The sequence below is a fragment of the Flavobacterium sp. TSSA_36 genome, assembly GCF_051547165.1.
In the GTDB taxonomy this organism is placed as follows: Bacteria; Bacteroidota; Bacteroidia; order Flavobacteriales; family Flavobacteriaceae; genus Flavobacterium.
The window spans coordinates 95,075-120,385 of sequence record NZ_JBPTTP010000008.1; the positions used below are offsets into that span (position 1 = coordinate 95,075).

Here is a 25,311-nt window from a genome sequence, read left to right on the forward strand (position 1 = left end):
AGGCTTTATTTATGTTCGATATGTTTTGAAAATTGAGGGATTTGAACGCGAATGGCTTTGATAATGGTTTTGTGCATCCAAATCAAACAAATCGTTGAAATGGAAAAAATGAAAATCCAAGAACTCGTCCACAAGCCGGTGGTGCTGAGCAAATACCCAAAAATAATAGGCCCAAAAAAACCACCCAAACCACCTATTAATCCAACCATCCCTCCAACTACACCTACTTCATTTGGAAAATACTCTGGAATATGTTTGTAAACTGCTGCTTTACCAATTCCCCAAGAGATTCCGATTAAAATGACTAAAACTAAGTATACCCACATGTTCGCTTCAAACTTAATTTGTGTGATTCCTTTAGCGATTAGTTCTTTCTTTTTGACCGCTTGATTCTGCTTTACCACAATTTCTTGCCATGATGCTTTTTCAGGTAAAATTGCTGTTTTATCGTGTTCAACAGTTTTTCGTGGGATTACAGTATGTACTTTATCGTCAATTAGTATGGCATTAGAACTCACTTGGGTAACTACCCCACTTTCGGTAGCCAAAACACCTGGACCTGCGGTAAGGATTTCCATTTTTGGAAACATTAATAAAAAGCTGATTACAATAGAGGACCCTAATACCCAATACATTACTTTTCGTGCCCCAAACTTATCCGATAAATACCCACCAAAAGCTCTGATTACACCCGAAGGCAAACTAAATAAGGTGGCAAACATACCGCCCATTACCAATGAAGTTTGGTAAACGTTCATAAAATTGGGTAGTAACCATTGGGAATACGCAACAAAACATCCAAAAACCAAAAAGTAATACGCTCCAAAACGCCAAACACGCATAGATTGTAAAGGTTTTAGAAGATTTTTAAGCTCTTTAGTTTCTACAGCAGGTTTTTTATTTTTAGTCAAAAAGATGAAAAGCAAACCCATCACAACCAAGACCACACCATAACTGACGGGCAACATTTTCCAACCTTCTACAGGATTATCTTGAGAAAAATTTGTAAGTAAAGTAGGAGCAACAAAAGTTGTGATAGCGGCACCGGCATTTCCCATTCCAAAAATCCCTAAGGCTCTACCCTGCCAATGTTGTGGATACCAAACCGAGGTGAAACCTATACCTACTGCAAAACTGGTACCCACCATCCCAAAAAGAAAACTCAAGGCGGCAAAACTCCAAAAACTAGTAGCAAAAGGCAATAAAAACAACGGAATTGCACAGAGTAATAATAAAATAGAAAAAACTATTTTCCCACCAAATTTATCCGTCAAAATACCAATTGGTAATCTAAATATTGACCCTGAAAGAATTGGAATTCCGAGAAGCCACCCCACTTCAACCACACTCCAGTTAAATATACCTCTATCTACCAAAAAAGTAACTAATACACCATTGAGTGTCCAACAAGCAAAGCAAATGGTAAATGCCAGGGTATTTAGAAAAAGGATTTTATGAGATTGCGCTAAGTTATTCATAAAAGCTTCGTTATTAAATGAAAAATTAGTAGTTGTAAAATCAAGAAGAGAGATCATTACAACTCTCTAATTTAATCAAAAAATCTGAAAATCAACTATTTGAATTTTATTTCTTTGTAGTACTAAACAATTTAGGACTAAAAGACACCATTAGCCAAGCCCAGTTATTGGCATCAGCAGCATTGGTAACATTCTTTACTCGCTCTAAAGTAGTAGAGGTAAATATTTGAGAGAAACCGCCCGAAATCACAATATCTTTTTGAACTATATAAGACGCGGTCAAATCAATCTCAGTTCCTAAATAGCTATCCATTTGTTTGCCTTGCGCATCCAATACTTTATTAGGAGCATTGAAAATATGAGGAACTAAAGCAAATTGCCATTGCTTATTTTTATAATTTAATTTCAAATAAGCATCCTGTAAACCCACATTATTTTGATGATTTCCAACATAAAAATAGTCCATCAAACCGTTGAAAGCATGATTGGTTCCGAACAATGGAGTAAAGGATTTTAGCTTCGTATCAGTATCATTTTGGTCTTTGCCCGAAAGAAATTCATAGCCTAATCCTGCAGAAAAACCATCGACAATAGCATAATTTACAAAACCTGAAGCATACCACGCACCAAGTTGTTTACCTAAGCTTTGCCCTGTTTGTCCGTAGAATCCAAAATTAGCATCCCATTTTTTATCTTTAAACGTTATGTACGTCCCAAAAGTTTGTTTGTAATCTACTTCTAAATCGTTTGGACTTTTCTGAAATTCGTAACCTGTGTTTAAAAATAACAAACTCAGACCAACCTTTGTCCAATTGTGGTGCAACCAAGCATATTGCATTGATTTATAATTTGTAGTATAGGGTGTTGTGGGTGCTATCAAATTCTCAGCATTAGCATTTAGTGCAAAACCTAAATCCAAAAGGCTATTCTCTTTTTTGTAGCTGATTAATGCTGCGTCGTGACTTTGCCCTTGTTGCAACCAATCAATTCCCCCCATAATCCTCTCGTTATCATATGAGAGTACCTGTCTGCCTAATGTTGTGCTCCAATTTTCATTGAAATGGTATTTGGCCCAAGCTTCAAAAACAGCTAATCCATTCTTGCCTGCTGTGGCTGTCGTAGCTGCATCGCCCCAAGTTCGAATGTCTTGAACACTTAATTTGGCGGTCAATCTTTCTTGGTGAAAAGCAAGATTCAATCGAGAACGTTGTGCAATAAACGAGGTGGCTTCCTCTGTATCTAAAAGAGGACTTTTAAATCCATTTCTAAATTCAAAACGAGGGCGTAATTGAAGATCTATATCAAATTCTTGTGCAATTGCATTAGCATTTACAACCATAAAAACAGTCAGTACTATTCTTTTCAAAGTATTCATACACATATTTTTTTGATTTTATAACGATTCAAAGGTAGAAGATGTTTTCGTCCTTTATTATGATAAAAATCATTTTATTTTAAATTTATTAAAAAAAATATGAATATGCATATTTAAATGGCGCAAATATAACAATACTTTGAACTAAGGATACATAATCCATTATTAAACAACACATTAATAGAAGTAAAAAATTAAAGAAAGTATGTCTTTATAACTATTCTTTAGAGAATTTGTTACTATTTATTAAACCAGCAAAATTTCAATAAGTGTATCTGAGACCAAATCTCATTTAAGTTATAGTTATTCAATTAATTATTTCGATGTTGTATCCACAAGCCTTGATGACCTATTCATAGCAAGGAATAAAACATCATCAATTAAAAAAAAAGAAAAAAACTAGAATCAATCAATGTATAATTGTTGGTTCTAGTTTTCTAAAATGAATTAATAAGTCTCATAATATTTTGAAAGTCAGTACTTAATTAAAAGTAAAAATCAACAAAACAAATGTTTTTTTTAATTACAAAACAGAAAAACTAATAAGAATACAACTATTTTGCTTCCTCAATTATTTTAGTCACTGTAGCATCTGAATTCACCCCTAACCCTTCTTGCTGAAAAACAAGTTCACCTTGAGTATTAAACACACTAATAATATTAGAATGAGAGAAATCTATAGGAGAAACTTTTTTGTAATTAACGGCTAATACTGCGGCAAACTCACGGGTATTCTCTTCAGAAGACCTAAGAAAAAGCCATGGTTTGGCATCCATTTTATTTTCTATTGCAAAAGCCTTTAATCGTTTTGGAGTATCCACTTTTGGATCAATACTCACCAAAATGAGTTGCACCTTGTCTTTAATTTTGTTTGGTAAGCGACTTTCTATGTTTCTCATATCGGCAACGAGTCTAGGGCAAGCTGCTTTACAGGAGGTGTAAATCATGACCATAACCAAAACTTTGCCTTTTAAATCTTTCATCTCCATATTTTGACCCTCTTGTGAGGTCCATTGTGAAGGCAAATTATAGATAGACAAATCTGAAATTGGTTTTTCTTTGACAACAGACTCCTTTTTTTGACAACTTTGCAAAGAAAGAAAAAACAATAGAAGAGGTAATGCTAAAATAGAGGATCGGTTCAATAACACCCTCGTTTTTTTGTGATTGAATAACAATAATTTCATTTTGAAACGTTTTTATAGATTTGGATACTACTTATCTTTAGCACATCTAAAACCTAAATTCTTAGTTGTATAATTTGCCTTGAGGCTCCCCCTAAAAGCGTAACGCATAAAAGCGGCATAATTCATCAAATCGGTAGCATTTACCGAACCGCTTCCGCAAAAGAGATTTTTATCGGTAGCTTTGTCTTTTCTGGATTCTCCCGAAAGAAAAATACTATTGAAGTCGGCTGTCCATTCCCAAACCAAACCATGCATATCATACACTCCCCAATAATTTTTATAGGTTTTCCCTATCGGATTTAAATAGGTTTTGGGTTTTTCGTACCAAGACATAATGTATTTATTAAACTCCTCTTTGGCACGGGCATCGATACTTTTTTCATCAGCCATAGCAACATATTCCCATTCGTCCATAGTAGGCAATCGTTTCCCTTGACACTCGCAATATTTTTTGGCAGCAAACCAAGAAACATTAGTCACAGGAGCGTTTTCCAAGTTATTTTTACCATAATTATAATCACCTTGCCATTGATAGAGATAACTTTTGTCGGCAAAAAGGGCTTTCATTTGAGAACGACTATAGGCTGGATTTTTTTTTACAAATGCAAGATATTGCGCATTGGTAACTGGATATATATCGATACTAAAAGAAGCTACTTGTACTGGTTTTTTTGAAGTTGTACCATAGAGGGGGACAAAAGCCCCCCTATTTATGGTAGCCATTTTTACATTTTGAGCATAAAAAGTATAATCAATGAAGAATAAAATGAAGATAAATATTTTTTTAAAGGATATCATTGAAAAACTTTTTTGCTGGATCTGTATTATTTTCTTTGGGCTTTTACCATAGCTGGTGTAACCACTGTTTTATTATTACCCCAACTTGCATACACATAAGTCAATGCATCTGCAATTTGTTGATCGCTTAACGCTTGTGCAGGCATCGCTCCACTGAATTTTTTTCCGTTTACTGTAATAGGTCCTGATAGTCCTTTTACTACTCCTTTTATGGCGCGATTAACATCTTTGTTCAGGTAATCGGATTTTGCCAATGGAGGAAAAGCACCAGGAATACCTTGCCCAGTTGGCTGATGACAAGCTACACAAACTTTGTCATAAACTCCTTTTCCCTTGGCTGCATTTTGAGCAAAACCATAGCAACTTACCACTAGCATAGCTGCACTTAAAACATACTTTTTCATTGAATTAATATTTAGATTATAAGATTACAAATTAGTGAGCTGCCGTTTGCTTTGGAGCTGGTTTTGCCCTAACTGCTTTAACTTTGGCAGGAGTCACAACCGTTTTGTTGTTACCCCAACTACTATAAACATACGTTAATACATCGGCAACTTCGTCGTCGGTTAAGTTTTGACTTGTCATTACATTGTTAAACTTCTTGCCGTTTACAACTACCTCACCACTTAATCCATGCAATACAGCACTAATTGCTCTATCAGGATTAGCATTCAAGAAATCAGACTTGGCTAATGGAGGAAATGCATTTGGGACTCCCTGTCCTTCGGGTTGGTGGCAAGCAAAACACGTTCTACCATACAATTCTTTACCTGATTTAATTTGTTCAGGAACTGTTTTTGCAGCTACTTTTTTGGCAGTTCCGTTTTCTTTAGGCATGTTTTGAATGGTTCCGCCTTCAGGCAAATAGATTCCTTCTTGAGTCGTACCTGAATAGATTTTTTTGTTTTCTTCCCCTTCTACTTTTAACATTCCCAGAGCTCCTTTATTGAAAGCTCTAAAGATAGAGTGGTCAACCAAAATAAATGTCCCAGGAACATCAACTTTAAATTCAACAATAGCAGAACCACCAGCTGGAATAAGGGTTGTTTGAACATTTTCATTAATCATGTCCCCTCCTTCTATATGTACTTTGTCAAAAATCTCACCAATTACGTGAAAAGAAGAAACCAAGTTTGGACCACCGTTACCCATATAGATACGTACTGTTTCACCTACTTTGGCAGTAATGGCTTTGTCACCAGCAACAGCACCCACTTTTCCGTTGAAAACCACATAATCAGGTTGTTCTTTGATGGCTTTATTCATATCAAAGGGTTGAGATCCTTGTTCTCCATAGGCCCCTTTGGTATAAAAATCACCTTGCATGATGTAGTATTCTTTATCAACAGGAGGTAATCCTCCTTCTGGCTCCACCAAAATCAAACCATACATTCCGTTTGCGATGTGCATTCCAACGGGAGCTGTAGCACAATGGTACACATATAAACCAGGATTTATAGTTTTAAAATTGAATACTTTTTCATGACCTGGAGCAACCAGTGAAGAAGTTGCACCACCACCTGGTCCTGTTACTGCATGCAAGTCAATATTGTGTGGCATTTTATTATCGGGATGGTTTTTTAAGTGAAACTCTACTTCGTCTCCCACTCTAGTTCTGATAAAACTTCCAGGAACCGATCCACCAAAAGTCCAATAGGTATATTTTACACCATCGACCATTTCGCCTTCTTCTTCCTTAATTTCCATGTTGACTACCAATTTTGTGGCAGCGCGATCTCCTACAGGTTTTGGCACAAAGGGTGGTGCAGTTAGTTCTGCTTCTTTTTGTCCTTCAATTTTTATATCATGATAATCTTGAGCTTCCTTTTCTTTTTTAGAACAAGAAAAAAAGAAAAATAACGCCATAAAAAGCAATGGGAGTAATCGATAACGATTGCGAATACTAAAATTTGTTTTCATTTTTTGGGTTGTAAAGGTTTGAGTTATAATAAAGGATGAATTTATCCTTTATTGTAAGTGTAAATTTAAAATAGCTATTTTATTTAAAAAATGACAATTATCATGTTTTTAACGTTTTGTTATGAATTATTTCAGCAATATCATTATAGACATAATCAAGAATAATGAAAATATAAGAGTTATTTTCCAAAAGTTATGTGCCTTTTTTAATTCCATAAAATGAAAAGCAACCAATATAAATTTTGCTGCCGCTAATCCCATTAGCAGCAAAACAATAGTTTTTGAAAGGAAAGAAGCACTTGAAATTACTGCCGAAACCAAGGTTAGGAATAACAAAATAACATAAACTGAGAGAAGTGATTTTTTCATATACTAAAAGATTAAATATAAGGTTGGAAATAAAAGCAACCATATCAAATCACACATATGCCAAAAAGCAGCACAGCCTTCTACATCTTCAATAGCAGTATCCGATTTTTTTTTTATCATTCCGTAATTGGTCCAAGCCAAAATAACCATTCCAATAATAACATGAATAACATGAAAACCTGTTAATAACCAATAAAAAGTGTAAAACATATTAGTGTCTAATGTAATTCCGTTTTCAATTTTATGATAATATTCTACGCTTTTTAATGCCAAGAATAAAAACCCACCCAAAATAGCCAACTTAAAATATACCGATGATTTCAAAACTTCTTTCTCTTTGAATAAATGCACCGCATTAGCCATAAAAAAACCACTTGTCAATAAGAAAACAGTATTCACCGCACCAAAAGTGGTATTTAATTCTAATCGAGATTGATGAAATACGGTCGAGTTCTCGCTCCCATAATAGACAAATGCAACCAATGCCATTCCGAAAGTGATGAGTTCTAAGAAAATGATAATCCACATTAGGATTCCGCCAGGAGGATAGTAGATATTTTTGTAATTTATTTTTAATCTTTCCATAAGTTACTCTTAAAGTTTCAATAAACATAGCCTTCTAAATTAAAACTCAATCATTCAATGTGTTTGATTCCTGTTTATTCCCAATCCAATAATCTTTTCTCTCCTTCAATTTTCTTTATATCTGTTATATCTTGAGACATCTCAATTACCCCTTTGTAGTTTTTATTTGCATCCCTAACGGCGAAATAGCGAATATAGATCAGGCGTTCTTTGTAATTAATCCAAAAAGACGATTCGTTTTGAGTTCCTTTTCTGAATTCTTCTAAAATTTTAAGCACCGTTCCTACGCTTTTTGGAGGATGGCAAAACTTTACTTCTCGACCAATGATTCCAGCACTTCTTGGGAATACACGTTCTTCGCCTCTATTATAAAAAATCACTTTATCATTTTCGTCCACATAAGTTAAATCCAACGGCATTGTTCTGAAAAGCAAATTCACTTGTTCTACAGTCATGTATCCTTCATCATAATGCGAAGTGTTTTCCAATGAAAATGGCATTTCTCTGATGGTGAAATCCTCACTTGGATGCACATATTCCACTTTTGGGAAAGGCGGTGGTGTTTGAGACAACATCCAACCAATTTCTTCTTCGCCTTTTCGCATTTGTATCCAATCCTCTTCGGTAAGTATATCTAATGCATTAGGGAAAAGCACAGTATCTTCAACTCCAATTAATCGGTAAATACCCTCTACCAAAAAAGGAGTATTTGTTGCTATTCTTTCGGGATTATTCATTTTTAGATAATACTGAATCAATCGAAATTGCTCTCGCAAATTATCATGAAACGACCACATTCCTTGAGATGGACCAACCCAACCTTTCTTTTCCAAAAAAGGGAAAAGCTGATTCTCTTTGCGGGCAAATCGTTTCTCAATTGTAAGTAATTGATTGAATATGTTGGTGTATTTTGGTAAATCTTTCAAAGGATTTACCGCTTTAATTTCTTCCAAAAGGCTATTGATAATTTCTTTTTCCTGAAAGTAAATCGAAACGGGATGTCCTTCCGGCAATGCTGTGGTATTAATTGTTTCTGTCATTATAATTAAATTTTAAAACATATAAGTCATATAAGTTTTCATAATATATCAAGCTCAAAAAATCTTATATGACTTATATGTTTAATTTTATTTCTGGTGTTTTATCTTTTCATATAATTTCACTAAGGATTGTAGCAACTCAACGGGAGTTGTCAAAATTTGATAGTGGTTTTGTCCAAACATTTGTGGCAAATAATATTTGGCTTCGGCTTCGATGGCCAAGGCGTAGGAATTAATATTTTTTGAATTGAGTTCGCGAAGGGCTTGTTTTACATCATTGACCCCATATTTACCTTCATATTTATCATAATCATTGGGTTTTCCGTCTGAAATGAGTATTACCCATTTATTTTTGGTACTTCGCTTATCGAGGCGCACTCCTGCATGACGCAAAGCCGCTCCTATTCTAGTATAACCACTGGGTTCAACAGCTCCTACTTTATGTTTGGCGACATTCCAATTATCGTCAAAATCTTTAACCGTTAGGTAAGTGGAATAATTTCTGGTTTTGGAATAAAAGCTATCTATCGAAAAATCGATATTAAACTCGTTCAGGATTTCTCCAAACAAAATAGAAACTTCTTTCTCTACATCAATGACTCTATTTCCTGCAGCATATCCGTCGCTTGAAAGGCTAATGTCTAATAGGATCAGTATCGACAAATCCTTTTCTATTTTTCTATTCGCAAGATAAATTTTATCGGATGGTGTTTTTCGAGAATGCACATCGACATACAAATCGGTTATGGCATCGATATCAAATTCGTCGCCTTGAGGTTGGCGTTTTTGCTGTTGCATTTTGTTATTAACGTTTGTCAACATTTTACGCAAGCCCATCAAAGTGGAGGCATTCTTGGTTATTGTTCTTTTGTAATAATCGGAATCTGTTTTTAACTGCAACTTTGGATATACTTTGCAAAAATTTTCTTTGTAACTATTTTTACTGCAATCCCATTCATTATATTTATGATGAAATCCTTTTTCATCTACCTCAGCACTTTCGGATATTGTGGTGTTTTCTATAAAGTCGGATAGATAAACCGAATGCACAGTATCATCTACACGCACATTGTATTTCATATTGAGTTCCTCCAATGCGTCCTGATGCTCTTCGAGTTCATCCGATCCGTCAAAATCACGCCAATTGCCATTGAATTCTTCAGCAGTTTCTACTTTCTCAAAACTATGCAACATCACATAATCCTCTTGTTGTTTTTTGTCAAGTTCCACCGTGATAACTTCCTCAACAGCTTTTGCTTTAAGCGTCGTTAAAGGCTGAATCTCATTAGGTATTTTGGTCTTGTCCGAGAAGTTTTGCAATAGATTCTCGCTATCTACTACCGTTTCATTTTTCATCCATTTGCCAAAAAGCCAAGAGAACTCAGGACCTTTTTTAGCATCTGATTTTTGGATAAAATAATCTTTGGCTTTCGCCAAAAAGGATTCGCCAATAGAAAACTCCTGAAACAAAATCGCAAGAACAGTATCGGATGTTTCCAATGCTTTTTGTTGTGAAAGAGCCAATTCAGGTTCTATTTCTTCAGATGTCCAATTATAGTTCAGCCGCTGTTGTACACAGAGATAAAGCATTCGAAAATGATAAAAAGTAAGGTTTTCTTCCAAAGTTGGAAATTCAGCAAAGGAAATCGGCAGAAAAAAATTATTGTTTTTGTATCCTCCCTCTCTTTCGGCAGGAAATATTTCGATAGGTTTTCCAGTCAAAGCACGCGCCATTATGGTCAGACGCGATTTTATCTCTGCAAGAGTCACCGTTCTGGCTTCTATTTCGGGACTTATTTTTTTTCTGCTTTTTAAATGCTTGAAAAACTTCCCAACTAAATATTCATCTATCTCGAAACCCATAATAAGCCCCCTAACCCCCGAAGGGGGAACTCCTATTAGGGGTCAATAGGATTTAAATTATTAAAAAACATTATTAACACAACATATTTTTCTAAGTTATAATTCCCCCTTCGGGGGTTAGGGGGATCATATCATCAGATTACATAAATCCTTCAAAGCTTCTATAGTCTGTAGATCATCTGTTAATGGTTCTACAACCGCTACGTGAACGGCTAATCGTTTTGGCAATCCACTGTGGATGATTTTGGCTGCATCTACTAAAAGTCGTGTTGAAACCGTTTCGGTCAGTCCTAATTCGGTTAAGTTTCTAATTTTATTGCCAATTGCGACTAGTTTTTTGGCAGTATCGCTGTCAATATTAGTTTCATTGACTAAGATTTCTGTTTCAATTTTTGGTTCTGGATAATCAAAAGTAACTGCAATAAATCGTTGACGAGTTGAGGGTTTAAGCTCTTTGAAACCTCTTTGATAACCTGGATTAAAAGAAGCTACGAGCATAAAATCATCATGCGCCTGTATAGTCTCTCCTAATTTATCTATAAATAGCAGGCGTCGATGATCAGTAAGAGAGTGAATAGCTACAATAACATCGGGTCGAGCCTCTGCTATCTCATCTAAATAGATAATAGAACCTTCTTTTACAGCTGTTGTCAATGGACCATCCAACCAAACCGTTTCGGCTCCTTTAATGATGAATCGACCAATCAAATCTGTGGAAGACGTTTCTTCGTGACAACTAATGGTAATCAATTTTTTATTCAACTGATGTGCCATAAACTCAATAAAACGAGACTTCCCTGTTCCTGTAGGACCTTTTAACAAAAAAGGAATTTTGTTACTATAGGAATGAACAAAGATTTCTGTCTCTTTACCTGTAGCTTGGTAATATGGGATTTTTATTAAATTATCTGTTAGCATTTTCTTTATTATTATAAAAAACCGAAACGTAGAACAATCACTCTATGGAAATGCAAATTCTTAAACGATTATCCAAACGTTCCGGTTAAAAATGGAATCGTTATATTATATGTATCTATTTTATTGAGTAAAAAACTTTTATATCCTTAAATAATTCATTTGCACCTCTTATTAAATTTAAATCCTATGGCTTAAAACTGGATTTATCATTAAAATAACGTTATAAAATTTCAATTAAAAAAAACTATCGTTCAATCAATGCTTCATTAGTTGGGCGGCCATATTTTATAAAATCATATATAAACAATGAAATTCCTGTTGTAAACATTGTCGCACAGATGAGTAATACAACGAAGTGAATACTTATTTCATTTTGCACCATCATAAATTCCATTTTTAATTTTCTTTCCAAGTAGACTTGTACCACTCCCGCGACTCCAAATGCAACAGTCATCCCTAACATTCCAATATTTGACAACCAAAAAGCAGCCATTCCCGTATTACTTTGGTATCGTTTTCGACCTGTTACATTGGGCAATGCATAACTAATAATTGCTAAAACTATCATAGCATAGGCACCCCAAAAAGCATAATGCCCGTGCATAGCAGTAACCAATGTACCGTGAGTATATAGATTAGTTTGCGGAAGAGTATGTGCAAAACCTAATAAACCAGCCCCCACAAAGGAAACTATAGACGAGCCAATAGTCCAGAATAATGCAATTTTATTAGGATGACTCTTTTCGCCTTTGCGATACATATTGACTGCGAACAAAGCCATAGCCAAGAAAGCTAAAGGTTCTAATGCAGAGAAAATCCCACCAATGATTAACCAAATCTTATTAACTCCTATGTAATAATAATGGTGTCCTGTCCCTAAAACTCCTGAAAGAAACGTTAACCCAACAATCACATATAGCCACTTTTCAATCACTTCTCTATCAACACCTGTCAATTTGATTAATAAATAGGAAAGAATACCTCCCATAATTAATTCCCATACACCTTCAACCCACAAATGCACAACCCACCAACGGAAAAAAGAATCCACTACTTGGCTGTCAAACCAAATCATTCCTGGCAAATACAACAAGGCAGCAAACAGCAATCCCATTGATAAAACCAATGCTGTAGTAGTTCTTCGTTTGGCTTTAAATAAAGTTCCCAAAATCAAACCTAAAAATAAGAGAACATTTATAACTACTAGAAAATCTAATTCTCTTGGTATCTCCAAAAATTTACGTCCTTCCCAATGGTTTAAATGAAATCCTACTATAGCTACAACTCCAACAACAGCCAATGAAATCAGTTGAATGTAAGCCCACTTCACGCTAATTAACTCACGTTGAGCTTCTTCAGGTATAATGTAATAAGCTGCTCCCATAAAACCAGTTAGTAACCACACTACTAGTAAATTAGTATGCACTGCTCTAGCGGTATTAAAAGGAATAATGTCATGCAATCCTTGGATTCCAATTCTGTCAAAACCCATTATAAAACCATAGATAATCTGTAAGGAAAATAATAGCATACATAGTGCAAAAAACCAGTAGGCTACTTTTTGTGATTGATATTTCATATTTGTATTTTTATTGTTAGAATTCAATTTTGACCCGGATTTTATCAAATAATGATGATAAACGTAAACTTGTTTTCAATAGTGAATTCAATTGTTATGTTATTTATTAATTATTCTCTTTCGCTAAAGGTGAAACCACACGGTCAAACCCATTCAAATCTATTTTGCCAATCCACTTTAGGTAAGCAACAACTGCCTCTGCATCTTGTTCTCCCATATTATAAACAACCATTTTACGACCATTTGGAGCCCAAGGTACAGGCGACATCAAAACAGCTTTAACATACCCTTCTCCTCTTCTATCTATTACTTTAGTAAGTTCAGGCGCATAATAGGCTCCTTCTCCCAATATAGTGTGACACCCCATACAGTTATTGGATTCCCAAAGTTCTTTTCCTCTGGCTACTTGTTTAGTAATAGCCTTGTAATTAGTTTGGTCATTTCTAGGCATAAACGAATAAATGGTCAATCCTATGAAGATTAAAAAGGTGACCAAAGTTCCTCCCAGAAAAAATGCTCGAGCTTGTGATTTTGAAAGCATAATAAATGGTTTTTATTAGTATTGAATTTTGATTAACAATAAAAGACAAAATTATCTTTTATTTGATTGCAGCAAATTAAGAGTATATTAAAGAGTAAAAACATGATAAAAATCATAAATTAAATACATTCTTTTTAGTAATGATAAAAAACAAAACCAATCTGATAATCTATAACTTACAATAAAAAACAATAAAAGATATTTTTATCTTTTATTTAAAAATTATATGTATATTTGTACCCAATTAAAACGTATCATTATGAACACCATTGAAAACACAACAATAGGAGAATTTGTAGCGAAAGATTTTAGAACGGCAGCAGTATTCTCAAAATTTGGTATAGATTTTTGCTGCAAAGGCAATCGAACTATCGAAGAAGCAAGCGAGAAAAAAGGGGCAGATAGCCAAACCATACTTGCAGAAATTAAAACTGTTTTAGAAAGTAAAACTGACAACAGCATTGATTTCAAATCTTGGCCATTGGATTTATTAGCAGACTATATAGAAAAGACACATCATCGTTATGTAGTAGAGAAAACACAAGTCTTATTACCATTTTTGAGTAAACTTTGCAAAGTGCACGGTGCACATCATCCAGAACTTTTCGAGATTAATGAATTATTCATTGGCTGTTCTGGTGAATTGGCGCAACATATGAAAAAAGAAGAATTAATACTATTCCCATTTATAAAAAAAATGGTAGAAGCTACACTTACAGATAAACTCATCTCCCAACCTCATTTCGGAACAGTCGAAAATCCAATTGCGATGATGAAGCATGAACATGATACTGAAGGAGAACGTTTTAGAAAAATTGCTATGTTAACTTCTAATTACGTTCCTCCAGCTGATGCTTGTAACACTTATAAAGTAACTTTTGCTATGCTTCAAGAATTTGAACAAGACCTTCACAAACACATTCATTTAGAAAACAACATTTTATTTCCAGCAGCTGTTGCTCTGGAAAAAGACTTCATAGCTCAATCTTAATTCTTTGATTTGCCCCAATTACTCCTTCATGAACTGATGGCATTTGGGGCTTTCTGTATTTAGTCATTATGAAAAAATCATGGTTAATTGTTTGTTTGATTAATTTCTTTGTGGCAGCCATAATGGGACTAATCTTACGGTGGATGTATCTTAGTCCCATCCCTTCTATAAATTTTCAATTTTTAGTTCATGGGCATTCTCATATTGCCTTGCTTGGTTGGACTTATTTATCGATTTCTTGTCTTATAATACATTATTTCATTCCAAAAAAGAGTCAAGAAAAACCTGTTTTTAATCGCTTATTTTGGACAACCGAAATTGCGGTAGTTGGTATGATGATTGATTTTCCAATAGAAGGCTATGCGATGTTATCGATTTTTTTCTCCACACTCCATATTTTTTGTAGCTATTTCTTTGCCTACATATTTTGGAAAGAAACAAAAAACACCAAATACCCAGAAAAAAAACTACTTGACACAGCATTACTTTTTATGATACTTTCAACATTAGGAGTTTGGTGTTTAGGCCCTGCTGTGGGATTAATGGGAAAAGCAAGTGCCTTTTATCAAATTGCCATTCAGTTTTTTCTGCACTTTCAGTTTAATGGTTGGTTTTTGTTTGCAGTAATAGCTTTGCTGCTTAGAATTAGCAACATTAAGCTAGAGAAAAATTTTTTCAATTTGTTTTACTTATGCTTTGTTCTTGGAACACTACTTACATTTTCGCTACCTATAAGTTGGTCCCTAACCCACCCTATATTGTATTATTTAAATAATTTAGGTGTAGTTTTTCTATGTATTGCAATTTATTGTTTTATAAAAATGCACGCCAATGGAATCCAAACGTATTTCATTAGTAATACAAAACTTGAAAAAAAAATGTATCAGTTGGCATTTTTTTCTTTATTGTTAAAATTAGGATTACAAGGTATACTACTTTACCCTGAAATGAGTAAAACAATTCACAATATAAGACCTTTTATAATTGGATATATTCATTTGTCGATGTTGGGAATAATTACTTTTTTCATTCTTGCATTTTTATCCAAAAGCACCTTCTTTCATCAGGAGACTAAACTATACAAGTTAGGTATACTCTTTATCATCATTGGATTTTGTTCAACAGAGCTTGTACTTTTTTTTCAAGGAATCTGGCAATTTTTAGAAAATGGAATTTTGCCATTTTATCCTCATCTACTTTTTGCACTGAGTATTTTTTTGCCTTCAGGAATCCTTTCTGTTACTATCAATTGTTTTCTTTGTAAAATAAAAATATAATGAACCATCATTTATTACTTATTATTCACTTAATGAGCGCTACTGTTTGGGTTGGCGGTCATTTGATATTGGTTGCATCGTATTTACCACGAGCCATTAAAGAAAAAAATCAAAACTATATTTTGAATTATGAAAAAAAGTATGAACCAATAGGTATGCTGTCTTTGATATTACTTGTATTGTCAGGGATTTTAATGGCATATAAATATGGAGTGACCATTGAGCATTGGTTTGAATTTGCAACACCAATAGAAAAAGTCGTATCGACTAAATTGCTTTTATTATTTGCAACCCTACTCTTTGCTTTGAGTGCTCAATTTAAAGTACTCCCTAAACTCAATAATAACATAAAATACTTACCAGAAATGGCTTTGCATATTTTATGTGTTACAATAATTGGGATTTCAATGCTAATTTTGGGTTCCTTTGTTCGTTTTGGAGGCTATTAAATCATAAATTTGAAAAAAACGTGCTATGTTTTCAAAAACTACTGAATACGGCATTCGAGCTGCAATTTTTGTGGCATCAGAATCGCATCAAAACAAAAGATCTGGGCTAAAGGATATTGCCAAAAAAATAGATTCTCCAGAAGCTTTTACGGCCAAAATCATGCAAATTTTAACCAAAAACAAACTGATAGATTCTGTAAAAGGAGTCGGAGGCGGATTTGAAATCCCAACAGAACGTTTGTCACAAATTAAACTTTCGCAAATAGTAAATGCGTTAGAAGGTGATCGTGTGTTTAAAGGTTGTGGCTTAGGCTTATCCACTTGTTCCGAAGAACATCCGTGCCCAATGCATGATAAATTCAAATCAATCAGAAACGATCTTTCTAATATGTTAGAAAATACCACCCTCGAAGAATTGACTTTGGGTTTAAAAACGGGAGATACATTTTTAAGATATTGATTCACTACCGTTTCCCTAATTCTAAACCAATACACATTGGGTACCTACAAAAGAAAGTATTCCAAAAAACTTGATTTCTTTTATTAGCAACTATTACTTTTGACTTTATAACAATAATTCCTTGCTGACGCCACTACCACATATCTTGAACTTTTGCACTCAACCTTGAGCAGTTTAAAAGTTAAGTACCCTTTTTTTATTCTACGTAAAAAAAATACGTAAAACAAATTATTAATTAAGTATTTATACTTATATTTGCTTTGTAATACTTAATTATAGAGTTATGATCAAGGTAATTGTAGTCGGTAACGGCATGGTAGGATATAAATTTTGTGAAAAATTTGTTTCAAAATCGGGGCAAGAAAATTATGCCATCACAGTATTTGGCGAAGAGCCTAGAAGAGCTTATGATCGCGTGCATTTAAGCGAATATTTCAGTGGCAAGAGTGCTGATGATTTAGCCTTATCCACAGCGGAATGGTACAAAGAGCAGAACATTGTATTGAATACTTCCGAATTGGTCACTGCACTCGACACTACCCATCGGATCATAACCACACATACTGGCAAAAATTATACGTACGATTACTTAGTATTAGCAACAGGTTCCGCGGCATTTGTCCCACCCATAAAAGGGGTAGAAAAAGAAGGCGTTTTCGTGTACAGAACTATCGAAGATTTAGATGCCATTATGACCTATGCCAAAAAGATAAAAACCAAAGGTGCTACTGAAGCTGCTGTACTTGGCGGAGGTTTGTTAGGACTGGAGGCTGCGAAAGCAGTCAGAGATCTTGGATTGAATCCTCATGTGGTAGAATTTGCCCCTCGATTAATGCCAAGACAATTGGATCAGGGCGCTAGTAATATGCTGCAAGCTAAAATCGAAGCGCTCAACATAGGTATCCATCTCAATAAAGCAACACAATATGTTGATGGAGAAGATTGTATCAAAGGGATGATGTTTGCCAACGATGAACTACTAAAAGTAGATATGCTAGTAATATCTGCTGGAATCAAACCACGTGACGAACTCGCAAGAGTCGCTGGATTAGTTGTTGGTGATCGTGGAGGAATAGTAGTCAATAATCAAATGCAAACATCGGATCCTTTTGTTTATGCTATTGGAGAAGTAGCGTTATACCACAACATGATTTATGGCTTGGTCGCACCAGGTTACGAAATGGCAGATGTAGCGGCAGAACAAATACTCAAAGGTTCAAAAACGATGCGAGACACCATCGACATGTCGACACAATTAAAGTTAATTGGTGTTGAAGTGGCGAGTTTTGGTGATCCTTTCATAGAAAATGAAGAGGTGACTGCTATCGTTTACGAAAATAAATTCAACGGCATTTACAAAAGAATCAATGTCACCAAAGACGGCAAAACCTTACTTGGCGGTATTCTTGTTGGCGATTCCTCCGATTATAATGCGCTGTTTCAGATTTACAACAATGCTTTGGCTTTGCCTGCCAATCCAGAAGATTTAATATTGGGATCTCGAGGAGGCGAAAGCAACACTATGGGTAGCGCAATGGATTTGCCTGATACAGCTGTAATCTGTTCGTGTGAGAACGTAACCAAAGGCGCTATTTGCTGTTCCATCACAGAAGGAAGTTGCGAAACTCTTTCGGATGTAGTCAAACTCACCAAAGCGACTTCGGGTTGTGGTGGCTGTAAACCAATGGTGGTGGACTTGGTAAAAGCAGCTCAAAAATCAATTGGAAAAGAGGTAAAAGAAAACCTATGTGAGCATTTTCATTATACTCGTCAAGAACTATTTGACTTGGTGAAGATCAATAAATATGTCAACTTCTACGAAGTAATCGACCACCATGGCAACGGAGATGGGTGTGAAGTTTGTAAACCGGTAGTCGCCTCCATTTTTTCTAGTATCTATAATGATACTGCCAATAAACACGTTACGACCCAAGACACCAATGATCGCTTTTTGGCTAATATTCAACGTAACGGCACTTACTCTGTTGTACCCCGTGTAGCAGGAGGTGAAATCACACCAGAAAAACTAATCGTCATTGGTGAAGTAGCCAAACAATTTAATTTGTACACCAAGATTACTGGGGCGCAACGAGTAGACTTATTTGGCGCCCACGTAGGCGATTTACCCGAAATATGGAGAATTTTAATAGAAAATGGTTTTGAAAGTGGTCATGCATATGGCAAATCCTTAAGAGCAGTTAAAAGCTGTGTAGGCAATGCTTGGTGTCGCTACGGTATGGACGATAGCGCTGGATTTGCTATTGAACTCGAAAACCGATACAAAGGGATTCGGGCCCCACACAAACTCAAAGGAGGCGTTTCGGCGTGTATTAGAGAATGCGCCGAGGCAAGAGGCAAAGACTTTGGCGTAATCGCAGTAGAAGGAGGTTGGAATCTTTACATCTGCGGCAATGGAGGGGCAAATCCAAAACACGCCGTACTTTTGGCCGAACAAATAGATAAAGCAACCGTTATAAAATATCTCGATCGTTTCTTGATGTACTATATTCAAACGGCAGGTCCTTTGGTAAGAACCGCAACTTGGTTGGACAAACTAGAAGGGGGATTGGATTATTTAAAAGAAATCATCATTCACGATCGCATTGGCATCTGTGAAACTTTAGAAAATGAGATGGAAAAACTGGTAGGCACCTTTGAATGCGAATGGAAACAAGTACTTGAAAAACCAAGACTTTTAAAGCGTTTTAGTCATTTTGTGAATACTGACGAGAAAGATGACGCCATAGAATTTGTTCCTTTAAGAGATCAAAAAATGCCAAGACCTTGGTAAAAAATATAAAAAATAACGTTTCCCTTTAACGCTACCTCTTTCCTACCTCCTTATTCAACTAGGAAAGAGTAAAGCGTTATTAAAATCAAAAAAATATGGAAGAATTATTAAATCAATACGAAACAGTAGCTACCGAAAATGTAAAAATTTGGTTCAAAGCAGGAAACATTAAGGATTTTCCAAGTAATAGAGGTGGCTGTATTAAATACAAAAACAAACAAATTGCTGTTTTCAATTTTGAAAGAAGAAATGCTTGGTATGCTTGCCAAAATGCTTGTCCACACAAAATGGAAATGGTCTTATCGAGAGGTATGACAGGATCTGCTGACGGCGTTCCAAAAATAGCCTGTCCAATGCACAAAAAAACCTTTTCTCTTATTGACGGGAGCAACCTAAACGGAGACGATTACAAAATTGCCACATATCCAGTAAAGATTGAAGGTGACGAAGTATTCGTTGGCTTTTTGGATTAAATACGTATATTTGGTTGATAAAAAATATTGCTTTTTCTTATTTTAAGCCGATTAAAAAAACGTCTATAACTTCCTTTTCAATGAATGTGAATCGTTTTCAAAATGCGCTACAGCGCATTGATGCTGCCAATGCAAAAGACCCCAATAAAGTTGTAATTGATGACACAATAGTTGCAAAAGAATTATTGTATTCTGATAGAATGCTAAACCGCTTGATGGATTTTGCTCCCGATGCATCTGAAGCCATTCAAATTGCCGCCAAAGGGCAACACATTTGCCGTTGGGAAATTGCTAGAAACACCTATCCGATGGATCGTGTGGGCTACTTAAAATGGAGAGAAGCACTCAAAAAATTTCATGCTTCGAAAACTACTTCAATCCTTGAAGAAGTAGGTTATGAATCTTCGTTCATTGAACGCGTTTGCTTTTTGATTGAAAAAAAATTACTCAAAAAAGATGCTGAAACCCAATTGCTCGAAGACGTAATTTGTTTGGTCTTCCTTGAATATTATTTAGAAGAGTTTATCCTAAAACACGACACTGAGAAGCTCAAAAATATTATTATAAAAACCTGGAACAAAATGTCTGAAAAAGGGCAAAAAACAGCCTTAACCTTATCTTTTTCAACGTCAAGTTTACAACTCATAAAAAAGGCGTTAGACTTATAATTGACTATGAGTAGTTCAAAAAACGACACCACAATAGACTCCATTTCCTTCAAAAATTTAAGGAGATTGTATCTCTTTGCACTATTAACAATTGCATTGACTGTTTTGGTAAGTCAGTTTATTCTACAATACAATCTCAACCGTCAATTAAGTGATTCCAAAATCATCAACACTTCTGGAAAACAAAGAATGTTAAGCCAAAAGTTGACTAAAGAACTTTTAATCCTTCATGCTGCAACAGATCCCTCCAAAGTTGAAATGGAAAAAAAAAGGATTGATTCTATTCTAAATAAATGGAAATTTAATCATAATGCTTTAGTGTATGGCAATGAAAAACTAGGTTTTCCTGAAGAAAAAAGCGCGCTATTGAACAAATTGTATCAATCGATTCAACCCAATTTCGAAGCCATAATAGCCGCGAGCCATCAGTATTTACAAATTAAAAAAAACGAGCAAAATCCTGAGAAGCTACAGCAATTGATAACTATTATTTTGGACAATGAACGTATTTTTTTGACCAAAATGAATCAAATCGTTGAACAATATGATCAAGAAGCTTTGGAAAAGGTAACGTTACAAAGCAAAACAGAATATGGCATACTGCTTTTTACCCTGCTGGTATTGGTTTTAGAATTCCTTTTTATCTTTAAACCTACTAATAAAAAGATTGAGATACTAATTTCAAAACTATTAACCTCAGAAAGAAAAGCACTTAAATTAGCTTACAATACCGAAGTTTTGAGTGAAATAAAAGAAAACTCTGTAAAAGAACTCAAATCCTTAAATTATGCTATGGAAAACACACTACTTTACTGTAGAGTAGCACCTAACGGAACTTTAATTCACATAGGAGAAAAATTTTCCAAATTATTACACTATAATAAATCCACTACTGAACAACGTTTTTCACAAGTACTTACCGCTTCAGAAAAAGAACAGCATAGCATTGATCGTATTATTGCAGAAAAACATAGAAGCGGTTGGCAAGGAGAAATTACCTTTACAAGTAAAGAAGACACTACCATTTGGCTGGACTTGTCTATGGTTCCTGTAACTATAAAAAAAGGAGCATCTGAGCTGTTGATTATCTGCTTTGATATAACGGAAAGAAAAAAAGCACAACAAGAAGTGGAGCGCCTTAACATTGAAAGCAGTGAGGCAAAAATCAATCAGCAAAAAATAATTTCGAGTAAAATTATCGAAAATCAAGAAAACGAACAAAATCGCATTGCCAAGGAAATTCATGACGGAATAGGCCAAATGCTAACAGGCCTTAAGTTTAGTCTTGAGAGTATCAATCTAGATGATAAAGAAAAGACCTCCCAAAAAATGGAATACCTCAAACAACTTTCTTTAGACATTATAAAAGGTGTTCGAACTGCTACTTTCAACTTAATGCCTCCCGAATTGAGTGATCATGGCATCGTCTCATCTTTGTCTAAGTTATGTCAAGAACTATCCAAATTAACTGGGAAAAGTATTGTTTTTTATAACAAAAGCCAGTTTGAACAGCGTTTGGACTCACTAACGGAAATTAATATATATAGACTTTCGCAAGAAGCCATAAATAATGCTATCAAATATGCTGATTCAACACACATTATTGTTCAATTATCGCATAGCACTAGCATTTTAAGCATCACGATTGATGATAATGGCAAAGGATTTGACCTACAATCTGTAGAAAAAAAGCGCAATAGCTCATCTGGAATGGGGCTTGTTTTTATGCAAGAACGAATACAATACATCAATGGGCGTATTTTTATTAACTCAATTCCTGGTGAAGGTACTCGAATTACCTTCAATATTCCTATATAGGAATTCGCTCTTTATAGTTTTGATATGTATTCTACATAATTACAAAATACGTATCTTAGCCCCAAGATTAGTTAATTTTACTTAAAAAAAAATCAATACTTATGAATCATCCCATTCGAGTAGTATTAGCAGATGACCACGTGTTCGTTCGTGATGGTATCAAATCACTGTTAGAGAATGAAAATAACATCATAGTTGTTGGGGAAGCTACAGATGGACAAGAAGCCTTGACTATAGTAGCCTCTGAAAAACCTGATTTACTTATCGTAGACATTAGAATGCCTCACTTTACTGGCATTGAAGTGGTTGAAAAAATACGTCAAGAGAATACCCCACTCAAGATTGTAGTACTATCCATGCACGAATCTGAAGAATATGTATTAAAATCTATAAAAGCAGGCGCGGATGGTTACTTGCTTAAAGGATCTAGTAAAGAAGAATTCTTAAAAGCATTGCACACTGTTGCTAATGGTGGTAAATATTTTAGCGGCGATATTTCCTCTATTTTAATTAACCAACTTACTAATGGCAACGTACCACTAACCACTGAAAAAAAACAACAACTAGACGAAGAGCTAGTTATAACCAAAAGAGAAAAAGAAATTTTACAGCTTTTATTATCAGGAAAAGGCAATAAAGAAATTGCAGAAGCCCTTGAAATTAGTAAACGAACAGCAGAAGTGCATCGCTTTAACTTGATGAAAAAACTTAAGGTTAAAAATTTAATTGAATTAGCAAACAAAGCAAAAGAGTATTCGCTGCTCTAGTGTTTATTCAAAAACTTATTGATTCAATGCGTACAAGTGGTAATTTTACCACTTTTTTTTTGCTTTACAAATTCCTAAATGAGCTATCCCTCATAGATTCCCTACAGTTTACACCAAATGCAACGCTGCCATAAAAAAGATTAAAAAAGTCTTTTTTAAACTATTAGTTAGTTCTTCAGCTATCGAAACAAGGTCTTAAGCAAAACACTTATAAAAATTAAGTATAAATACTTAATTTTTTTTTCAAAAACTGCGTTTTGGCAGGTTCTACAATATCATTCGTCATTATTTTTGCCATAAAAGTACACGAAATACTTAAACAAAGGATTTCATCTACGTATTAAAATAATGTAAAAATAACTAACCTATCGAACATGAGCTCAATTTCAACCCATCAACCGCTTACTCGTTTAAACATTTTCAGCTTTAAAGGCGTTCAAATGCGAACTTTCCATATTACATGGCTTACCTTTTTCTTTAGTTTTTTTGCCTGGTTTGGTATGGCATCACTGATGCCATTGGCAAAAGAACAGTTACACCTTACCAAAGATCAATTGGGTAATATTCAAATTGCCTCTGTTTCTGCAACAATAATAGCTCGATTACTAATCGGTCGACTAGTAGATGCCTACGGCCCACGATTGGTGTACACTTGGCTGCTAGTGATATGTGCTGTACCGGTTTTGTTAATAGGAACTTCACAATCCTATGAAAGCTTTTTACTGTTTCGATTAGCCATAGGTGTTATTGGAGCTTCTTTTGTTATTACACAATTTCATACTTCTGTAATGTTTGCACCCTCAATAAAAGGAACAGCAAATGCTACAGCGGGAGGGTTTGGAAATGCTGGTGCTGGCTTAGCAAATAGCACAATGCCATTAATTGCTGCTGGCTTTGTAGGATTAGGATTTTGTACACACGAAGATAGTTGGAGATACGCAATGATAGTTCCTGGAGTTATACTATTAATTTGCGCCTTTGTCTATGTTAGATATACAAAAGATTTACCCAACGGGAACTACAAGGAATTAGGGATTTCGAATCAAAACAAAGAAAATACCTTTATGCTAGCTGTAAAAGACTACCGCACGTGGGTCTTAACGGTTGCCTATGCCGCTTGCTTTGGTGTTGAAATTACGATTGATAATTTCGCCCCAATTTATTTCACAGATACTTTTGATGCCAGTTTAAAAACAGCTGGATTATGCGCAGGAATCTTTGGCATGATTAATATTTTTGCTCGTCCCTTAGGAGGAATTGTAGCCGATAAAGTAGGCAAAATATATGGTTTTTCTGGAAAAAACGTATTGCTTGCTTTGCTATTAATTGTAGAAGGAATTGGAATCATTTTCTTTGGGTTGACAGAGCAGCTGGGGCTTGCTATCTTCTTAATGTTTCTTTTTGGAATGAGTTTAAAGATGGCAAACGGAGCCACTTATAGCCTTGTTCCCTTTATCAATCCAAAGGCTGTTGGAAGCGTGGCAGGGATTGTTGGAGCCGGAGGAAACATAGGTGCTATGCTAATTGCGTTTTTATTTAAAGCAAAAGCAGTTAAAGTAACAAAAGACGTGATCGATACTAATGGTCTTTCTAAAACCAAAGAATTAATTGATTATACTGATGCTTTTTACACACTGGGAATCATCATCTTTATTACAGGAATCATTGTTTTAGCAGTAAAATATGCCATCAAAACAAAGGATAGTGAATAACTACTTCCGCTTTGGGTAACTAGCACTTAAATAAAGAAGGAATGAAATTATACCAGCAATTTTGGATATACTTTCATTCCTTTTTTTGCTTGTTTACGTTCCAGTATAGCACGGGAATTATTCAAAGCAGTTCCGTAAATCAAGGATTGATGTAAATAAATACATCTCACAGCAGTGGGAATAATTATTAAATAGGCTTTAATCGAAACTAGGTTAAATTTTGGCTAAAGCCTTTTTTGAATCTCATTTTAA

General features: G+C 34.9%; 22 protein-coding genes and 1 pseudogene. 10 read left to right on the plus strand and 13 right to left on the minus strand.

Features of this window, described 5'->3' with window-relative positions; translation table 11 throughout:
- Nucleotides 1-5: 5 nt before the first annotated feature.
- The 13 genes and pseudogenes from ACSVH7_RS13890 to ACSVH7_RS13950 all read right to left on the minus strand — a co-directional run bounded on the left by ACSVH7_RS13890 (nucleotide 6) and on the right by ACSVH7_RS13950 (nucleotide 13,653).
- Nucleotides 6-1,478: an MFS transporter gene (locus tag ACSVH7_RS13890; RefSeq protein WP_438067346.1), complete on the minus strand. Its 1,473-nt coding sequence runs from the start codon at nucleotides 1,476-1,478 to the stop codon at nucleotides 6-8.
- A 106-nt stretch (nucleotides 1,479-1,584) separates the two neighbouring features.
- Nucleotides 1,585-2,853, minus strand: coding sequence for an alginate export family protein (locus ACSVH7_RS13895; protein WP_438067290.1), 1,269 nt, complete (start codon nucleotides 2,851-2,853; stop codon nucleotides 1,585-1,587).
- 554 nt (nucleotides 2,854-3,407) lie between these two features.
- Nucleotides 3,408-4,040: an SCO family protein gene (locus tag ACSVH7_RS13900; protein WP_159686491.1), complete on the minus strand. Its 633-nt coding sequence runs from the start codon at nucleotides 4,038-4,040 to the stop codon at nucleotides 3,408-3,410.
- A gap of 27 nt (nucleotides 4,041-4,067) precedes the next feature.
- Nucleotides 4,068-4,838: a formylglycine-generating enzyme family protein gene (locus tag ACSVH7_RS13905; protein WP_438067291.1), complete on the minus strand. Its 771-nt coding sequence runs from the start codon at nucleotides 4,836-4,838 to the stop codon at nucleotides 4,068-4,070.
- Nucleotides 4,839-4,864: 26 nt separating this feature from the next.
- A pseudogene (locus ACSVH7_RS13910) lies at nucleotides 4,865-5,188 on the minus strand (c-type cytochrome); the annotation flags it as partial.
- Nucleotides 5,189-5,273: 85 nt separating this feature from the next.
- Nucleotides 5,274-6,758 (minus strand): copper-containing nitrite reductase, encoded by a 1,485-nt coding sequence (gene nirK, locus ACSVH7_RS13915; RefSeq protein WP_438067292.1) that lies wholly within the window; start codon nucleotides 6,756-6,758, stop codon nucleotides 5,274-5,276.
- Between the two features lie 126 nt (nucleotides 6,759-6,884).
- Nucleotides 6,885-7,127, minus strand: coding sequence for a cytochrome C oxidase subunit IV family protein (locus ACSVH7_RS13920; protein WP_438067293.1), 243 nt, complete (start codon nucleotides 7,125-7,127; stop codon nucleotides 6,885-6,887).
- 3 nt (nucleotides 7,128-7,130) lie between these two features.
- Complete coding sequence (locus tag ACSVH7_RS13925) at nucleotides 7,131-7,712, minus strand: cytochrome c oxidase subunit 3 (protein ID WP_342692031.1); 582 nt, start codon at nucleotides 7,710-7,712, stop codon at nucleotides 7,131-7,133.
- 74 nt (nucleotides 7,713-7,786) lie between these two features.
- Nucleotides 7,787-8,752, minus strand: coding sequence for a DUF438 domain-containing protein (locus ACSVH7_RS13930; protein ID WP_438067294.1), 966 nt, complete (start codon nucleotides 8,750-8,752; stop codon nucleotides 7,787-7,789).
- A gap of 87 nt (nucleotides 8,753-8,839) precedes the next feature.
- The gene (locus ACSVH7_RS13935) at nucleotides 8,840-10,615 is read right to left on the minus strand and encodes a nitric oxide reductase activation protein NorD (RefSeq protein ID WP_438067295.1); all 1,776 of its coding nucleotides are present in this window, start codon (nucleotides 10,613-10,615) and stop codon (nucleotides 8,840-8,842) included.
- Between the two features lie 126 nt (nucleotides 10,616-10,741).
- Entirely contained in the window at nucleotides 10,742-11,533 is a 792-nt protein-coding gene (locus tag ACSVH7_RS13940) for a CbbQ/NirQ/NorQ/GpvN family protein (RefSeq protein ID WP_438067296.1), read from the minus strand.
- A 244-nt stretch (nucleotides 11,534-11,777) separates the two neighbouring features.
- Nucleotides 11,778-13,112 (minus strand): cbb3-type cytochrome c oxidase subunit I, encoded by a 1,335-nt coding sequence (locus ACSVH7_RS13945; RefSeq protein WP_438067297.1) that lies wholly within the window; start codon nucleotides 13,110-13,112, stop codon nucleotides 11,778-11,780.
- A gap of 106 nt (nucleotides 13,113-13,218) precedes the next feature.
- Complete coding sequence (locus ACSVH7_RS13950; protein ID WP_438067298.1) at nucleotides 13,219-13,653, minus strand: c-type cytochrome; 435 nt, start codon at nucleotides 13,651-13,653, stop codon at nucleotides 13,219-13,221.
- A 259-nt stretch (nucleotides 13,654-13,912) separates the two neighbouring features.
- On the opposite strand from ACSVH7_RS13950, the gene ric reads away from it, so the two are divergent.
- The 10 genes from ric to ACSVH7_RS14000 all read left to right on the plus strand — a co-directional run bounded on the left by ric (nucleotide 13,913) and on the right by ACSVH7_RS14000 (nucleotide 25,059).
- Nucleotides 13,913-14,644, plus strand: coding sequence for an iron-sulfur cluster repair di-iron protein (ric, locus tag ACSVH7_RS13955; protein WP_438067299.1), 732 nt, complete (start codon nucleotides 13,913-13,915; stop codon nucleotides 14,642-14,644).
- A gap of 68 nt (nucleotides 14,645-14,712) precedes the next feature.
- On the plus strand, nucleotides 14,713-15,921 hold the full coding sequence (locus ACSVH7_RS13960) for a hypothetical protein (protein ID WP_438067300.1): 1,209 nt from the start codon (nucleotides 14,713-14,715) through the stop codon (nucleotides 15,919-15,921).
- Nucleotides 15,918-16,370 (plus strand): copper resistance protein CopD, encoded by a 453-nt coding sequence (locus ACSVH7_RS13965; RefSeq protein ID WP_438067347.1) that lies wholly within the window; start codon nucleotides 15,918-15,920, stop codon nucleotides 16,368-16,370. Before ACSVH7_RS13960 ends, ACSVH7_RS13965 begins: the two co-directional genes overlap by 4 nt.
- Before the next feature lie 25 nt (nucleotides 16,371-16,395).
- On the plus strand, nucleotides 16,396-16,830 hold the full coding sequence (locus ACSVH7_RS13970) for an RrF2 family transcriptional regulator (RefSeq protein ID WP_438067301.1): 435 nt from the start codon (nucleotides 16,396-16,398) through the stop codon (nucleotides 16,828-16,830).
- Nucleotides 16,831-17,113: 283 nt separating this feature from the next.
- Nucleotides 17,114-19,621, plus strand: coding sequence for a nitrite reductase large subunit NirB (gene nirB, locus ACSVH7_RS13975; RefSeq protein WP_438067302.1), 2,508 nt, complete (start codon nucleotides 17,114-17,116; stop codon nucleotides 19,619-19,621).
- 95 nt (nucleotides 19,622-19,716) lie between these two features.
- Nucleotides 19,717-20,094 carry a nitrite reductase small subunit NirD gene (gene nirD, locus ACSVH7_RS13980; protein ID WP_159686525.1) on the plus strand — a complete coding sequence of 126 codons (378 nt, stop codon included), beginning with the start codon at nucleotides 19,717-19,719 and terminating at the stop codon, nucleotides 20,092-20,094.
- Between the two features lie 80 nt (nucleotides 20,095-20,174).
- The gene (locus ACSVH7_RS13985) at nucleotides 20,175-20,762 is read left to right on the plus strand and encodes a DUF4202 domain-containing protein (RefSeq protein WP_438067303.1); all 588 of its coding nucleotides are present in this window, start codon (nucleotides 20,175-20,177) and stop codon (nucleotides 20,760-20,762) included.
- A 6-nt stretch (nucleotides 20,763-20,768) separates the two neighbouring features.
- The gene (locus ACSVH7_RS13990) at nucleotides 20,769-22,580 is read left to right on the plus strand and encodes an ATP-binding protein (RefSeq protein ID WP_438067304.1); all 1,812 of its coding nucleotides are present in this window, start codon (nucleotides 20,769-20,771) and stop codon (nucleotides 22,578-22,580) included.
- Nucleotides 22,581-22,681: 101 nt separating this feature from the next.
- Nucleotides 22,682-23,347 carry a response regulator transcription factor gene (locus ACSVH7_RS13995; RefSeq protein ID WP_159686535.1) on the plus strand — a complete coding sequence of 222 codons (666 nt, stop codon included), beginning with the start codon at nucleotides 22,682-22,684 and terminating at the stop codon, nucleotides 23,345-23,347.
- Between the two features lie 374 nt (nucleotides 23,348-23,721).
- Entirely contained in the window at nucleotides 23,722-25,059 is a 1,338-nt protein-coding gene (locus ACSVH7_RS14000; protein WP_438067305.1) for an MFS transporter, read from the plus strand.
- The last annotated feature ends 252 nt before the right edge of the window (nucleotides 25,060-25,311 follow it).

What these genes read in the sequence shown, in the direction of transcription:
- ACSVH7_RS13890 (WP_438067346.1), bottom strand. Translation starts at nt 1,478, where the DNA reads ATGAATAACTTAGCGCAATCTCATAAAATCCTTTTTCTAAATACCCTG.
- ACSVH7_RS13895 (WP_438067290.1), bottom strand. Translation starts at nt 2,853, where the DNA reads ATGAATACTTTGAAAAGAATAGTACTGACTGTTTTTATGGTTGTAAAT.
- ACSVH7_RS13900 (WP_159686491.1), bottom strand. Translation starts at nt 4,040, where the DNA reads ATGAAATTATTGTTATTCAATCACAAAAAAACGAGGGTGTTATTGAAC.
- ACSVH7_RS13905 (WP_438067291.1), bottom strand. Translation starts at nt 4,838, where the DNA reads ATGATATCCTTTAAAAAAATATTTATCTTCATTTTATTCTTCATTGAT.
- nirK (WP_438067292.1), bottom strand. Translation starts at nt 6,758, where the DNA reads ATGAAAACAAATTTTAGTATTCGCAATCGTTATCGATTACTCCCATTG.
- ACSVH7_RS13920 (WP_438067293.1), bottom strand. Translation starts at nt 7,127, where the DNA reads ATGAAAAAATCACTTCTCTCAGTTTATGTTATTTTGTTATTCCTAACC.
- ACSVH7_RS13925 (WP_342692031.1), bottom strand. Translation starts at nt 7,712, where the DNA reads ATGGAAAGATTAAAAATAAATTACAAAAATATCTACTATCCTCCTGGC.
- ACSVH7_RS13930 (WP_438067294.1), bottom strand. Translation starts at nt 8,752, where the DNA reads ATGACAGAAACAATTAATACCACAGCATTGCCGGAAGGACATCCCGTT.
- ACSVH7_RS13935 (WP_438067295.1), bottom strand. Translation starts at nt 10,615, where the DNA reads ATGGGTTTCGAGATAGATGAATATTTAGTTGGGAAGTTTTTCAAGCAT.
- ACSVH7_RS13940 (WP_438067296.1), bottom strand. Translation starts at nt 11,533, where the DNA reads ATGCTAACAGATAATTTAATAAAAATCCCATATTACCAAGCTACAGGT.
- ACSVH7_RS13945 (WP_438067297.1), bottom strand. Translation starts at nt 13,112, where the DNA reads ATGAAATATCAATCACAAAAAGTAGCCTACTGGTTTTTTGCACTATGT.
- ACSVH7_RS13950 (WP_438067298.1), bottom strand. Translation starts at nt 13,653, where the DNA reads ATGCTTTCAAAATCACAAGCTCGAGCATTTTTTCTGGGAGGAACTTTG.
- ric (WP_438067299.1), top strand. Translation starts at nt 13,913, where the DNA reads ATGAACACCATTGAAAACACAACAATAGGAGAATTTGTAGCGAAAGAT.
- ACSVH7_RS13960 (WP_438067300.1), top strand. Translation starts at nt 14,713, where the DNA reads ATGAAAAAATCATGGTTAATTGTTTGTTTGATTAATTTCTTTGTGGCA.
- ACSVH7_RS13970 (WP_438067301.1), top strand. Translation starts at nt 16,396, where the DNA reads ATGTTTTCAAAAACTACTGAATACGGCATTCGAGCTGCAATTTTTGTG.
- nirB (WP_438067302.1), top strand. Translation starts at nt 17,114, where the DNA reads ATGATCAAGGTAATTGTAGTCGGTAACGGCATGGTAGGATATAAATTT.
- nirD (WP_159686525.1), top strand. Translation starts at nt 19,717, where the DNA reads ATGGAAGAATTATTAAATCAATACGAAACAGTAGCTACCGAAAATGTA.
- ACSVH7_RS13985 (WP_438067303.1), top strand. Translation starts at nt 20,175, where the DNA reads ATGAATGTGAATCGTTTTCAAAATGCGCTACAGCGCATTGATGCTGCC.
- ACSVH7_RS13990 (WP_438067304.1), top strand. Translation starts at nt 20,769, where the DNA reads ATGAGTAGTTCAAAAAACGACACCACAATAGACTCCATTTCCTTCAAA.
- ACSVH7_RS13995 (WP_159686535.1), top strand. Translation starts at nt 22,682, where the DNA reads ATGAATCATCCCATTCGAGTAGTATTAGCAGATGACCACGTGTTCGTT.
- ACSVH7_RS14000 (WP_438067305.1), top strand. Translation starts at nt 23,722, where the DNA reads ATGAGCTCAATTTCAACCCATCAACCGCTTACTCGTTTAAACATTTTC.